Here is a 14,953-nt window from a genome sequence, read left to right on the forward strand (position 1 = left end):
TCGCCAGTTTCTGCACCTGCAATAACCATTTATAGCACCACCAGCCTTACTACCTAAACCCGACCGAAGTGGAAAACCCACAGCCAGAGGTACGAGGGCGAGGATTTGAAACAAAGGGCGGGACTGCAATTACAAAAAAGGTACTGTCCATGCTTTCCAAAAAAACTGCAATAATATTTAATTATTTGAAACCGATTAATATTTATTCGTTTTGCTTGGTTATTAAGCTCCTTGTCCTACCGCGATCGCCATGCTAAATAGACCCTGAAACAAGTTCAGGGTGACGACCTTCTAAATGATTTATTTATTAGAAAATGTACGTGCTGTTTTTCATCGCTGCTGTACACCCGCCTTCGCTTATAGTCCTCGTTCCGCTGCGCTCCACTGTGGGCTAACCGCTCTGTCGGGTTTATTGAACCAAAGCCTGTTCTTCGGCATATCGCCAGTTTCTGCACCTGCAATAACCATTTATAGCACCACTAGCCTTGCTACCTAAACCCGACCGAAGTGGAAAACCCGCAGCCAGAGGTACGAGGGCGAGGATTTGAAACAAAGGGCGGGACTGCAATTACAAAAAAGGTACTGTCCATGCTTTCCAAAAAAACTGCAATAATATTTAATTATTTGAAACCGATTAATATTTATTCGTTTTGCTTGGTTATTAAGCTCCTTGTCCTACCGCGATCGCCATGCTAAATAGACCCTGAAACAAGTTCAGGGTGACGACCTGCAAGTGATCTACCGAGATAGATTTCTCCATTTCGCTACATTGACAGACGCTAATAAAAGTTCGTCATTTCGACTGAAACGCAGTGCAATGGAGAGATCTGTGTAAAGATAGATCTCTCGACTACGTTGCACTCCGCTCGAGATGACGAACTGTGGTGGTGGGTGGCTAAACAAAAAAACGGCCTGGGCGCCGCCCAAACCGTTTCAATTTACCTAACCCCACATCTCCCTAAAAACCAAGAGCGTTAATAGAAAGTCTTCCTCCCATCATCCATTTCCCATCTCACATCATCCATCACTTCCTATTCCCTGCACATCCTTCCTCACTTCTTTTCTCCAACTCTTTCCATATTTCTTATCCATAAAAGAAGCCACTACCTTATTATAATCTTCGATCGAAATATTTGCAGGCATTACACATCCAAAATCGCGATAAGCAATGCCATATTTCTTTTCAAATATTTCCTGCCCTTTAACATAAGTAGATACAATACCACCGCGGAGCAAAAACTTAAAAGTTCCGTTTTTTAAATCGGTATTGGCCAGTTTAATGCTGTATTGTTTTGAAGTATCTGCCGGATTTACAACTTTAGCACTTAAATAAGCAGCGGTAAAGCAAATAAATAGTACTATTAAGAGGAACTTTTTCATTTTCAACAATTTTAATTAGAAATCTGGAAGTTGATCGCCATGTTATACCTCACCCTCACCGGAACACCTTTATTTTTACCAGGTTTCCATAATGGCGATTTTTTAATCACTTTCATTGCTTCTTCATCGCAGCCAAAACCGATCCCTCTAATTACCGATACATCAGTGATGGAACCATCTTTTTCTACCACAAAGCTTACAAATACTTTTCCAGCAATATTTTCCTCCTGTGCCCTTGATGGATACCTTAAATTACGTTCCATATATTTAGACCAGGCTTTGGCGCCGCCTGCAAATTCAGGATATTCATCAACACCACCTGTAGTGTATTCTGCATTATCTGCCGTTCCTGTTCCCTCTTTAGCAGTCCCTGTTCCATCACCATTACCTTTTGCATCTGGAATTACCAAATTTGGGGCAACAATTCCATCTTGCGTCTTATCACTGATTACAGCATTTTGTATTTCTTTAATTGTTGGAGGATCTGGAAGATCTACTTTATTTACCACCACAATATTCTGCGATAAAGCAACCGTTTTAACCTTTACTGGTTCTACTTTTTTCGGCTCAGGTTTTTCTTCTGGTTTAGGCAGATCCTGTTTCATCTGGTGAATCACATTGGTTAAATCAACAGGTTTCGCCACTTCAACAACTGCTTCTTCTTTTGGTACCAGTTTCGAATAAATTAACGGAGAGAAACAGGCCAGTACAAATAAACTTCCTGATACAAAAAGTGCCCTGGTCATAATCTTCGAAGATTTAGACCTTAAATCGTAAGCACCATAATTTTTGTTGCGGTTTGCAAATACAAGATCGAGCCACTCGGTTTTGTATACGTTAATAGAAGAGTTGAACATAGTATTTAAGTTTTTATTGGATGATGCAGCAAAATCACCGATTCCATAAAACATTTAAAAAATCTATTTTCTTTGCAAAAAATGAAATTTTCCATCTGAAAAACATTTTTTTATTTCATTTTCAATAAAATTCACATATTTCTTGCGATTGTTTTACAAAAATTAATAAAATATACTATTTTTGACAAAAAACATAACAAATTAATGAAAAGCTTAAGAACCATCGCATTAAAAGAGGCTCAAAACAGAATTTCACCTGAAGTTAAATCTCCTTCAGCGAAAATTTCTGATTTTTACGGCTCGAATGTATTTGATAAGAAAAAAATGAGAGATTTCTTATCTAAGGACGTGTATGAAAAATTAATTTCATCTATCAACCAGGGTGAATTAATCAATTCTGACGATGCCAACCAAATTGCAACAGCTATGAAAGCTTGGGCAATGAGCGCTGGCGCAACGCACTACACGCACTGGTTCCAGCCTTTAACCGGTACAACAGCTGAAAAACACGATTCGTTTTTTGAGCCAAGCGGTGATGGTGCTATCGAAAAATTTGCTGGTAGCGCATTGGTTCAGCAAGAGCCTGATGCATCAAGTTTCCCTAACGGCGGCATCCGTAATACTTTCGAAGCCCGCGGTTATACTGCATGGGATCCTTCATCTCCGGCTTTCATTATGGAAAGTAAAGCAGGTAAAACACTATGTATCCCTACAGTATTTGTATCATATACCGGTGAAGCCTTGGATTATAAAGCACCTTTGTTAAAAGCATTAGCTGCACTTGATAAAGCTGCTGTTGATGTTTGCCAATATTTCGATAAAAGCATTACTAAAGTAAATGCTTCATTAGGTATCGAGCAGGAATATTTCTTGGTAGATGAGTCGTTATTTAACGCCCGTCCGGATTTATTGTTAACCGGCCGCGCTTTGTTCGGTCACATGTCGGCCAAAGGCCAGCAGTTAGAAGATCATTATTTCGGTTCTATCCCTGAGCGTGTATTCACGTATATGGTAGATTTCGAAAACGAAGCTCTAAAATTAGGCATTCCTTTAAAAACCCGTCACAATGAGGTTGCACCTTCTCAGTTCGAGTGTGCTCCGATTTATGAAGAAATCAACTTAGCTATCGATCACAATCAATTATTGATGGATTTGATGGAAAAAGTTGCCCGTCGTCACCATTTCCGTGTATTATTGCACGAAAAACCTTATGCTGGCATCAACGGATCAGGTAAACACAATAACTGGAGTTTGATTACCGATACCGGTAAAAACTTATTGGCTCCGGGTAAAACACCTAAAAACAACTTGATGTTCCTTGCTTTCTTTGTAAACACAATTAAAGCTGTTAGCGAGCATGCTGATTTATTACGTGCAAGTATTGCATCAGTAAGCAACGATCACCGTTTAGGTGCAAACGAGGCGCCACCTGCAATTATCTCTATCTTCCTTGGTTCGCAATTAAACGATGTATTGGATGAGATCGAGCACTCACGTATCAGCAAAAAAATCAAAGAAGATAATGCACTTTGGTTAGGTATTCCTAAAATCCCTCAGATTTTGTTGGATAATACCGACCGTAACCGTACTTCTCCTTTCGCCTTTACAGGTAATAAATTTGAGTTAAGAGCTGTTGGATCTTCAGCAAACTCTTCTGCTCCAATGACGATCTTAAACGCGATCATGGCTGAGCAATTGGTTAAATTTAAAGTTGAAGTTGATAAACTGATCAAAAAAGGAGACAAAAAAGACATCGCTTTATTAACAGTGATCAAAAAATACATCAAAGAATCTAAAAATATCCGTTTCGAAGGTAATGGTTATAGCCAGGAGTGGGAAGATGAAGCTGCAGCACGCGGTTTATCAAACATCAAAACCACCCCTAAAGCTTTAGATGCTTATTTGACTGAAAAATCTGCTGAGTTATTTGCTACAACAGGCATTTATAGTGCACGTGAGATTCATGCCCGTCATGAAATCATGTTAGAAAACTTCTATAAAAAACTACAGATCGAAGCACGTGTAATGGGCGAAGTTGCAAATACTGCCATTATTCCTGCTGCCATTGCTTACCAAAACTCTTTGATCGAAAACGTACAGGGATTAAAAGCAATTGGTGTAGATAGCAAAGTTTCTATCGATATCGTTAAAAAACTTTCTGAGCATTTAGAAATTGTGAAAACCAATATCGATGCAATGTTAGAAGAACGTAAAGTAACCAACAAAATCGAAGATACTCGTGAGAAAGCAATTGCTTACGACGAAAAAGTTAAATCTTACTTCGAGATCATCCGTTACCACGCTGATAAATTAGAGCAGATTGTTGACGATAGCGTTTGGCCTTTACCAAAATTCAGAGAATTATTATTCATGAAATAAGAATGGCATAAGCTAAAAGGTTTAAGGCGTAGGGTTTACTCTACGCCTTTTTTATTTATTGGTTTATTTGGCATTGTTATTGGTATAGCGAAATGGTTAACTGCCACTGCAAATTACCGGCAATCCGTCACCTTGAATTTATTTCAGGGTCTTTCATGCTACGATTCGTGTAGACTAAGTATCAATAAAACATTTTTTTACTCAAAAATTATCGAACTCAGGTTAATAAATCTTCAGACTACAGACTGCTGACTATGGACTTTAGACTAATTTCCCTTTTACCTTCCACCTTAAAAAACTATCTTTGCGGCAACATGAGTGATAACAGGTACAATCAACGCGGCGTTTCTGCCTCAAAAGAAGATGTGCACAATGCCATCAAAAACATCGACAAAGGAATTTTCCCAAAAGCGTTCTGCAAAATCATCCCTGATATTTTAGGTGGCGATGAGGAATATTGCAACATTATGCATGCCGATGGCGCAGGTACCAAATCTTCTTTAGCTTATGTGTACTGGAAAGAAACCGGTGATATCTCTGTATGGAAAGGCATTGCGCAGGATGCCATAATTATGAATATCGATGATTTGATCTGTGTAGGCGCTACCGATAATATCCTTTTATCCTCAACGATTGGCCGCAACAAAAACCTGATCCCGGGCGAAGTAATCGCTGCAGTAATTAACGGAACAGAAGAAATTTTGGCCGATTTACGCGAACAAGGCATTTCGATTTACTCAACAGGTGGTGAAACTGCAGATGTTGGCGACCTGGTAAGAACCATTATTGTAGATTCTACGGTAACCTGTCGATTAAAGCGCGAAGAGATCATCAGCAACGATAATATTAAACCTGGCGACGTTATTGTGGCCCTGGCATCATACGGACAAGCTACTTACGAAACGGAATATAACGGTGGCATGGGATCAAACGGATTAACCTCTGCCCGCCACGATGTTTTCGAGAAATCAGTTGCCAATACTTACCCTGAAAGCTTTGATCCTGCAGTTCCTTTTGATCTTGTATTTTCCGGTCAGAAACAACTTACCGATGAAATTGAAATCGAAGGTTTTGGTAAAATAACCGTTGGTAAACTGGTGCTCTCTCCTACCCGTACCTATGCACCGATAATCAAAAAAATATTAGAAAAACATGCAGGCCAGATAAATGGCATTGTACACTGTAGTGGTGGTGCACAAACCAAAGTGCTTCACTTCGTTAATGATGATATCCACGTCATCAAGAATAACCTGTTCCCTGTTCCACCGCTGTTTAAGCTGATACAGGAGCAGTCGGGTACGGATTGGAAGGAAATGTATAAAGTATTTAATATGGGGCACAGAATGGAGCTATACGTGCCACAGGAAATCGCTGATAGCATTATCGAAATATCAAAAAGCTTTAATATCGATGCACAGGTGATCGGCCATGTAGAAAAAGGTGATCAGAAACAGGTAACGATTGAAAGCGAAAAAGGTACTTTTGTTTATAATTAAGAAATAATACATAACAAAAAGGGGCTGAAATTTTATTTCAGCCCTTTTTTGTTATTCACGGATTATAAATTTGTATTTTTCTTTCTCCTTTGCAAGGTTGAAAACGATTTCGATTTATTATTAAATTATATAATTATGGTCCTGGAACAATATATCCCACTCCCTTTTCAGGGAAGACGGTATAATTATTATGAAATCTATATTGACCATATTCCATGTAATACTCTTCGATATTCTGCCCATAAGAAAGTGATTGGGTACCAGGAGGTACAATTATTTGACCTTTAACATTATTGTCATTGTAATAGTAAGATAGATTTATTGCTATTGGAATAGGCGATGTATAAGGAATAGTTAAGTCATAATTGCTATAAAGTTCCAAAGACATGTCATAAACAGTTTTTACATCATCATTTCCTCCTTGACTATTGTTAAACGACTCATTTTCATTATAGGTTGAAACTACTTTTATAAAAACCTTCGGATTATACATATAATCTACGCCATCAATATCTCCTTGAGACAAAAAGTAGTTATTGCTCCAAGTTGAACCATTTTTTCTTGTCATTTGAGGAGCTGTATTTCCATTTATCCTTGCGGCTGCATTATCAGAACTATAAAGCATTATAGAATTGAAATCGAAAGTTCCTGTTTGATAGCCAGCTCCTAAATTGTAGATATCATATTGAGACTTCCAATCGTTATTTATGTTTCCATAATTAACATTAATATATTGATCTCTATCTGATCTGGTTTGTTCATGCATTAATCCAACCGCATGTCCTATTTCATGTACTACCGTACGAAAACTTGCATTGTTCTCGAGTTTAATTTCCTGTCTACCGCCAGTCATCCCTAATTGAGATGAGCCAGAACCCTGAGTAGGAGGAGTACTGAAATCCACATAATTTGTTTGATTAGTACGCTGAATAAAACGAATTGACGTATAGGTCTCCCATTCATTTATAGCTAGTCCTATATTATTACTATTTATGGTATTACTAATCGTATAGTAAACTACGCCACCAGGCCAAAGTTTTTGAAATGTAGTGGTAAAAGTGCTTCTAGGTGTAGTTGTTTTACCATCTCCTACTTTATTATATTCCAAATAAGCAATCTGGTCTTTTGATAAAATAACGTCACCTCCAACAACATATTCACCTCTGTTGTTAATTTGAACGGTAACCTGTCCACCGTTCTTTAAATGATAGGTAATTACTTTTCCCGGGTTATCTTTCGATTGTTCGTCATTAACAGAAGTTTCTTTTTTACAAGCACTTATAAAAACGATAAGAGCTGCAATAGCATAATAGATTTTTTTCATGTTTAGATGTTTTTAAAATTTTATTACATATTAGTTTAATCATGAGGTAAACATGGATGATTTACTATAAAAGCACGAAAAGTTTAGGAATGTAATTGAATTAGATTTGGAGGGATGAACTACATTAGGCAGCACATTAATAACCTAATTGGTGAAAAAGAATATTTTCTGAGAGAGCGTGCGTTTCATAAATAGATTTTTTTGTTTTCCTTATTAAAAATAACCATCAATTATTAAAAGCGCTATATTTTTTACACCAAATAGTCAGTTTTTTACATATAAACCGAAAAAATAATAAATCATTAAAAACAAAAAAGCGCCGATCATCTGACCGGCGCTTCGATATCATATAATTTATTAAGTATTAGTTGAAAATATAACGGACACCGAATTGCATATAATAGGTAGAAGAAATAGTTTGAGAGGTACCGAAAGTATTTCTAACTATATCACCTTGAGCGGCAGCAAGAATAAATGTTGGTTTAGTAGTATCATTAATTGCTGATGCATTTTGAGGAACCAAAATATTTGCATTATTAACAAAATTCACATTACCCCATTTACGATTTAACAAATTGCCCACATTGAAAATATCAGCTGTAAATTCAAAAGTATTTTTTGATTTACCGTAATTCTTGAAGATTTGTTGAGTAATCCTTAAATCGAATTGATTTCTCCACGGAGAGGTTGCCGCATTACGTTGTGCATATTCGCCTCTATGTTTGCTCAAATATGGATCTTGCGCAATATAAGTTTCGAAAATAGCACTTTGTTCTGCTGCAGTATATGATCTAGGATATGCTCTAGTTACAGTAGAAGTACTTACTAAGTTGGATGGTATAGCAACAAAATTTATTTCAGATGCATCTTTAGGGATATAAATCAAGTCATTTCCAGAGACTCCATCTCTATTGTAATCTGCTCCATAAACATATGAGTATCTTCCTTGTTGAGAACCTTCATAAAACAATGAGAATGAAGTAGCAAGGTTTTTCAAGTATTCTTTTCTGTATGAAACACTTGCAATAATGCGATCTGGATTTAAATTTTGAGAGTAACTTAAAGTTGGTATATTAGGATTCGTAGATGTTGCTGGGATAGACCATAAGTTACCTAGCTGATCTCCGCCACCATCTCCATAATTGCGTTGATCTGAACGTGTATAAGCAATCATTGCTGATATTCCGCTGTTAAATTGCTTTGTTAACTGACCAGTAATCATCCAGTTATAACCACCTTTAGCATTGGTCATCTCTGTTACATTTAATGCAGATGTTCCGTTAGTAGTTGGAATACCAGCACTATTAATGTCTACCTCTTGTCTTCCAGCAACAGAGTTAGGATATAATGGTCTATTATCTGGATAACCCGAAATATTAGTTGCAGTTGGATTTACCAAGTTGATATTTTTAGCAACAGCAACATTTAAATCTTTACCATAAATACCTTCTAATGTAGCCACGATTCCCAAAGGTAATTTAACATCAAATGCTAAACTTGATTTCCAAGTCTGCGGGAACTTTAAATCAGGAGCCATAATACTAATCGTTCCTGGGATACTTGTTCCAGCTGCTGGTTTAGTAGCGGTAAGCAAATTCGGAGCAATACTTGGATTAAAAGAAGGAACAACTCCACCATTAAGACTTGAATAAGTTTGTAAATATTGTAATAAACCTGCATCACTTGACTGTGATACAATCCATACAAAAGGAACACGGCCAGTGAATATACCTGTTCCACCACGAACCTGTAATGAGCGATCTCCCATTACATCCCAGTTAAAACCAAAACGTGGCGAATATGATAATCTATTTTTAGGTAAAACACCTGTATCTACTTTTCTTCCATCATGGAAAGTTTGAGCAGCTACTAAAGGATGTGTTTGAATTTCTGGAGCATCTGGATAAGTTGCTTGTTCAACACGTAAACCAGCAGTTAATTTCAAGCGATCAGAAACAGTAAATTCATCTTGTAAATAGGCTGAATATTGGGCAAACTTAAAGCTAGGGAAAGCTTGAGAACCATCAGCGGTTAATGGATAAGTCACAGAATATTGTAGTGGCTTAGCTCCATTTTTGAAGTCATCCCATGATTTGAATGTGTAAAAACCAGTACCAAAACGCTGAAATCCATTTTTGGTAGTACTGAATTCAGCTTGCAAACCTAATGTAATATTATGCTTTCCTAAAGCTAAACTCAAGTCATCAGAATAAGTATATCCTTTAACATCTCTTAAGTTACCGTAAGTGAATGGCTCATACCCAAAAGTAGTCAAAACATTTCCTGCGTTTGAAGAATTTTGGGTTCCATCTAGGATATCAACTAAAGGAAACGGAGAACTATCCGAATTTCTTGGATCGTTTTGGTGCGAGTAAGTAGCACGTGCAACATTTGTTAGTTTGCTACCAAAGTTCGACGTCAACTCAGCAACTGCTGAATACAGGTTTGCTGCTTGATAATAGTTAGAATTATAAAAAGGTAATCCGGCATTATTTGCAGTACCAGACCTATTATTGTTGTAACTCAATGCACCAGTAACTCCTGAGTTGGTTACCGATGTACTAGCTGGAGAAGGGCTTTGACTTTCAACTTGATTATATCTTACACTAAAACGATGATTTTTAGTAATGTTCCAGTCTAAACGAGCAAACATTTTTTCGTTATCACTTACATTTGAATATCCTTGATACGGCCCTGTTTTATAACCATATTTAGTATCTAAATATGAAGAAATTTCGTTCAAAAGCGATTGACTAGCTGGCACAACAGTATTCGGGGTACCTGGAGCTCCGTATGGAAGGCTAGGTGAAGAAGCTATTCTTGTAGTCCCTGGCTGAATGGTGTGCTTTTTTTCATAGTTTACAAAAAAGAATAATTTATCTTTTACAATCGGACCACCTAAACTAAATCCATAATTTTTCTCGTCCAATTTTTGAATTGAAGCATCAGGAATACGATAAGTATCACCAATTCTTTTACCTTGTTGTTCTTCACCCCTCATGGTATAGAAAGCACTACCTTGAAAAGTGTTAGTACCAGAACGTGTTACAGCACTAATTGAACCACCAGTAAAACCTGTTTGACGAACATCGTATGGCGTTACATTGATCGAGATTTGCTCTAATGCATCAATTGAAATTGGAGAACCACCTGCAGGAATGTTCTGACCAATACCAAATTGGTTATTGAAGTTAGCACCATCTACAGTAAAGTTGTTCGAACGGTAGTTTCCACCACCAATTGAAGTGCTGTTTGCTTGTGGCGTTAAACGCGTTAAGTCATTAACGCTACGGGTAATTGTTGGTAATGATTGAATCTGTTGTCTTGCTATTACTGTTGATGTTCCATTTTTGTTTGAATTCAAAATACTATTGGCACTTTGCCCCACAACTTTAACTTCAGCTAGCGTTGAACTATTATCAACTAAAGTTAAGTTTACTAAATAAGGCTCACCAATCTTCAAATAAACTTCAGTTTGTTTCTCGGGTCTGTAACCAACAAAACTAACTTCAATGGTATAAGGACCGCCAACCCGCATACCACCAATGGTAAAACGACCATCGTTGTTTGTAGATACAGAATAAACAGTCCCAGTTGGTGTGTGTGTTGCTTTAACACTTGCACCAGGCAAGGCGCCTTTGGCATCCTTAATTGTTCCTGTCATTGATGATGTGGTTACCTGTGCGTTCGCACCAACAGTAAAACCTACAAATGCAACAATAACCAGTACTAATCTTAAAAGTAAAGATTTCTTCATACTTTGTTTTTTAAATGTTTTTTGTTGTTGAATAATAATCTAATAGGGATTTTATTGCTGCAAATGTCCTAATAAAATTTAACACATTTTAACATCCAATGTTAAATAATTATTAAGTCGGTCATAATTTTTCAACATTTAACACATATCATCACAATTATAACTTTCACTTTATCAATACATTGTTTATAAAACTAAATTTTTAACAACGAAACTCTCAGTTGATTATAATTTATGCAGAAAACTTAAGTTAACATTGGTATTTTTCAAATAATACATATTAACAACAATTTTTAAACCTTAAACATCCCGGTTATTTAACTTTTAGTTATCCAACCCATATATTATTCTGCAAATCTTCATAATTGTAATACGTATTTTAAGACACAACAGACAAAACAATATTCATCCTTTGTAATTTTTAAAGGTGATCTCAATATTGGCCTATTCAATTGACATTTTTTTTTTAGTTTTGAGCGATTATTAAGAGCACAACCTCCTTTTAATTATGGTAATGGAGAAGTTCAATCCTTCATCAGGGAAAAAATTTAAACATTGCCTGTGTAAATGCAGAATAATTAAGAAACAAATCTCTTTAATATAGATATGAACCGTCCATAGTTAGTTCTCCGATTAATTATGGTAAGCTCCGTCTGACAGATAAAAGACAAATTAGAAAAAACAGATGAATTACGACGTTATTGTTTTAGGCAGCGGCCCTGGTGGTTATGTAGCTGCAATCAGAGCTTCACAATTGGGACTTAAAGTTGCCATTGTAGAGCGTGAATCATTAGGTGGTATTTGTTTAAACTGGGGCTGTATCCCTACTAAAGCACTTTTGAAAAGTGCCCAGGTTTTCGAATATATTAATCATGCTGCCGATTACGGAATTACTACTGCCGGTGCTACTGCAGATTTCGCTGCTGTGGTAAAACGCAGCCGTGGCGTTGCCGATGGCATGAGCAAAGGCGTTCAGTTTCTAATGAAGAAAAATAAAATTGACGTCATTATGGGAACTGGTAAAGTAAAACCAGGGAACAAACTGGAAGTTAAAGGTGCTGATGGTTCTCAACAGGAATTAAGCGCTAAAAATATCATCATCGCTACCGGCGCACGTTCAAGAGAATTGCCTAACCTTAAACAGGATGGTAAAAAAATTATCGGTTACCGCCAGGCAATGGTACTTCCTGAATTACCAAAAAGCATGGTAGTAGTAGGATCTGGTGCTATTGGTGTAGAGTTTGCCTATTTTTATGCTACCATGGGAACAAAAGTAACCATCGTAGAATTTATGGAAAACGTTGTTCCGGTTGAAGACGAAGATGTATCAAAACAATTATTGCGCAGCCTGAAAAAAACGGGTATCGATGTAATGACTTCAGCAAGTGTTGAATCGGTTGATACAAGCGGTGCTGGTTGCAAAGTTTCGGTTAAAACAGCATCAGGCATGCAAACCATCGAAGCCGATATCGTATTATCAGCAGCTGGTATTGTTGCCAACATCGAAAACATCGGTTTGGAAGAAGTAGGTATCAAAACTGAAAAAGGCAAAATCGTTACCGACGAATTCTACAACACTTCAGTTAAAGGGTATTATGCCATTGGTGATGTGGTTGGCGGACAGGCTTTAGCGCACGTTGCTTCTGCAGAAGGTATTATCTGTGTTGAAAAAATCGCCGGTCAGCATGCTGAACCATTAGATTATAACAACATCCCCGGATGTACTTATTGCACACCTGAAATTGCTTCGGTAGGTTATACCGAAAAAGCAGCTAAAGCAGCAGGTTACGAATTAAAAATCGGTAAATTCCCATTTTCAGCTTCGGGTAAAGCAAGTGCTGCCGGCGCTAAAGACGGTTTCATCAAATTAATTTTCGATGCTAAATACGGCGAATTATTAGGCGCACACATGATCGGTGCCAATGTTACCGAAATGATTGCAGAAATTGTAGTGGCACGCAAACTGGAAACTACTGGTCACGAAATGATCAAATCTGTTCACCCTCACCCAACCATGAGCGAAGCCATTATGGAAGCTGCCGCTGATGCTTACGGAGAAGTGATACACTTATAAGGTAGAAGGTTTAGGGTAAAAGGCATAAGGTCGGCACCCCGAATAAAACCAATATTATTACAGAAACCCTTTAGTTAATTCTGAAGGGTTTTCTTATTTTTAACAAATTCCAATCTCGATACTTGATACTCGATACTAAATACTCGATACTAAATACTCGATACCAAATACTCGATACCAAATACTCGATACTAAACACTTAATACTAAAAAAAATGAACCTCCACACCATAAACACAGGCCTTTTTAAACTCGATGGGGGTGCCATGTTCGGCGTTGTACCCAAAGCCATCTGGCAAAAAACTAACCCTGCCGATGCCAATAACCTTTGTACCTGGGCCATGCGCTGTTTATTGATCGAAGAAGGCAATAAACTGATCCTGGTAGATACCGGAATAGGCAATAAACAGGATGAAAAGTTTTTTAGTCATTACTACCTTCATGGCGACGATTCGATGAAGAAATCGCTCGGACAGCTAGGCTTCAGTACCTCCGATATTACCGATGTTTTTCTTACGCACCTGCACTTCGATCACGTAGGTGGGGCAATTGTTAGGGAAAATGATAAATTAATTCCTGCTTTTAAAAATGCAAATTACTGGAGCAATGAAAAACACTGGCAATGGGCCGTTGAGCCGAACGCAAGGGAAAAAGCTTCATTTTTAAAAGAAAATATCCTGCCTATACAAGAAAGTGGTCAGCTTAAATTTATTGAAGAGCAGGAAAACATCGAGTGGCAGAAAAATATCAACATCAGCTTTGCCTATGGCCATACCGATGCCATGATGTTACCAAAAATAAGCTACAAAGGAAAAACCATCGTGTACATGGCCGATCTTTTGCCTTCCGTTGGGCATCTTCCCCTACCCTATGTGATGGCTTACGATATGTTCCCGTTAAAAACGCTGACCGAAAAACAGGCCTTTTTAGAAGAAGCCGTGAACCACAATTATATATTATACTTAGAACACGACCCTATTAATGAGTGTTGCACCTTACAACGGACCGAAAAAGGGATCCGCGTAGCAGAAACCTTTAATTTAAGCGACATATAAATGATCAGACCAGCTAAACCCTCCGATGCCGAACAAGTTGTACCGTTAATAATTCAGGCCATGGGGCGATTGGCTAACAAGCTCACTAATGTTGAAGACGGAGAAATAATAAAAGAAATTTTTACCCATTTCTTTAAGGAAGAGGGCAACCAATACAGTTACCAAAACACCTTGGTTTTTGAAGAGGGCGGCACAATTTTAGGCGCTATTAATGCTTATGATGGCGCAAAACTTTTAGAATTACGCAAACCATTCTTAAACTATCTGGAAGAACATCACCAGGCAAACAACAATAATCAAGGTACCGAAACCCAAAGCGGCGAATTTTACCTGGATAGCATTAGTGTAAATCCTGATTCCCAGGGAAAAGGAATAGGAAAACAATTGATTAAAGCAGGCGTTGATTGGGGCAAAAAACTTGGTCATACTAACATTGGCCTTTTGGTAGAGCAAGAAAACACCCGGGCATTTAAGCTTTACCAAAACATGGGCTTTGTTACACAAAATGAAAAGCAGTTTATGGGTGGATTATACCATCACATGATCTTCAAAATAAAATAATACCTTAAGTTTAAAAATCGAATGGCGCCCTACGCTAAGCGCTTCTAAAATTTATTTCCATTTTTATTTGT

Annotated in this window: 9 protein-coding genes; 5 read left to right on the forward strand and 4 right to left on the reverse strand. The window is 37.5% G+C overall.

The window, feature by feature from the left end; translation table 11 throughout:
* Positions 1–1,017: 1,017 nt before the first annotated feature.
* Both DRW42_RS27140 and DRW42_RS27145 read right to left on the reverse strand, forming a co-directional pair.
* A complete protein-coding gene (locus DRW42_RS27140; protein WP_113951998.1) occupies positions 1,018–1,380 on the reverse strand; it encodes an FEKKY domain-containing protein in 363 nt (120 codons plus the stop codon).
* An 11-nt stretch (positions 1,381–1,391) separates the two neighbouring features.
* Positions 1,392–2,291 (reverse strand): energy transducer TonB, encoded by a 900-nt coding sequence (locus DRW42_RS27145; RefSeq protein WP_113951999.1) that lies wholly within the window; start codon positions 2,289–2,291, stop codon positions 1,392–1,394.
* A gap of 150 nt (positions 2,292–2,441) precedes the next feature.
* Between DRW42_RS27145 and DRW42_RS27150 the strand changes: the two genes are divergently transcribed.
* Entirely contained in the window at positions 2,442–4,616 is a 2,175-nt protein-coding gene (locus DRW42_RS27150; RefSeq protein ID WP_113952000.1) for a glutamine synthetase III family protein, read from the forward strand.
* Between the two features lie 314 nt (positions 4,617–4,930).
* Positions 4,931–6,112 (forward strand): AIR synthase related protein, encoded by a 1,182-nt coding sequence (locus DRW42_RS27155; protein ID WP_113952001.1) that lies wholly within the window; start codon positions 4,931–4,933, stop codon positions 6,110–6,112.
* 133 nt (positions 6,113–6,245) lie between these two features.
* On the opposite strand, the gene DRW42_RS27160 is transcribed toward DRW42_RS27155, so the two are convergent.
* Both DRW42_RS27160 and DRW42_RS27165 read right to left on the reverse strand, forming a co-directional pair.
* Complete coding sequence (locus tag DRW42_RS27160; protein WP_113952002.1) at positions 6,246–7,436, reverse strand: M12 family metallopeptidase; 1,191 nt, start codon at positions 7,434–7,436, stop codon at positions 6,246–6,248.
* A gap of 364 nt (positions 7,437–7,800) precedes the next feature.
* A complete protein-coding gene (locus DRW42_RS27165; protein WP_113952003.1) occupies positions 7,801–11,193 on the reverse strand; it encodes a TonB-dependent receptor in 3,393 nt (1,130 codons plus the stop codon).
* Positions 11,194–11,878: 685 nt separating this feature from the next.
* Between DRW42_RS27165 and lpdA the strand changes: the two genes are divergently transcribed.
* From lpdA to DRW42_RS27180, 3 genes are all read left to right on the forward strand, one after another.
* Entirely contained in the window at positions 11,879–13,267 is a 1,389-nt protein-coding gene (gene lpdA / locus DRW42_RS27170) for a dihydrolipoyl dehydrogenase (protein ID WP_113952004.1), read from the forward strand.
* A 214-nt stretch (positions 13,268–13,481) separates the two neighbouring features.
* On the forward strand, positions 13,482–14,321 hold the full coding sequence (locus DRW42_RS27175; RefSeq protein WP_113952005.1) for an MBL fold metallo-hydrolase: 840 nt from the start codon (positions 13,482–13,484) through the stop codon (positions 14,319–14,321).
* Positions 14,322–14,882, forward strand: a complete 561-nt coding sequence (locus DRW42_RS27180) for a GNAT family N-acetyltransferase (RefSeq protein ID WP_113952006.1) — start codon at positions 14,322–14,324, stop codon at positions 14,880–14,882. It begins immediately after the preceding gene.
* Positions 14,883–14,953 lie beyond the last annotated feature (71 nt).

Source organism: Pedobacter miscanthi (assembly GCF_003315595.1).
Taxonomy (GTDB): Bacteria; Bacteroidota; Bacteroidia; order Sphingobacteriales; family Sphingobacteriaceae; genus Pedobacter; species Pedobacter miscanthi.

Coding starts and splice junctions, on each gene's coding strand:
- DRW42_RS27140 (WP_113951998.1), bottom strand. CDS start 1,380: ATGAAAAAGTTCCTCTTAATAGTACTATTTATTTGCTTTACCGCTGCT.
- DRW42_RS27145 (WP_113951999.1), bottom strand. CDS start 2,291: ATGTTTTATGGAATCGGTGATTTTGCTGCATCATCCAATAAAAACTTA.
- DRW42_RS27150 (WP_113952000.1), top strand. CDS start 2,442: ATGAAAAGCTTAAGAACCATCGCATTAAAAGAGGCTCAAAACAGAATT.
- DRW42_RS27155 (WP_113952001.1), top strand. CDS start 4,931: ATGAGTGATAACAGGTACAATCAACGCGGCGTTTCTGCCTCAAAAGAA.
- DRW42_RS27160 (WP_113952002.1), bottom strand. CDS start 7,436: ATGAAAAAAATCTATTATGCTATTGCAGCTCTTATCGTTTTTATAAGT.
- DRW42_RS27165 (WP_113952003.1), bottom strand. CDS start 11,193: ATGAAGAAATCTTTACTTTTAAGATTAGTACTGGTTATTGTTGCATTT.
- lpdA (WP_113952004.1), top strand. CDS start 11,879: ATGAATTACGACGTTATTGTTTTAGGCAGCGGCCCTGGTGGTTATGTA.
- DRW42_RS27175 (WP_113952005.1), top strand. CDS start 13,482: ATGAACCTCCACACCATAAACACAGGCCTTTTTAAACTCGATGGGGGT.
- DRW42_RS27180 (WP_113952006.1), top strand. CDS start 14,322: ATGATCAGACCAGCTAAACCCTCCGATGCCGAACAAGTTGTACCGTTA.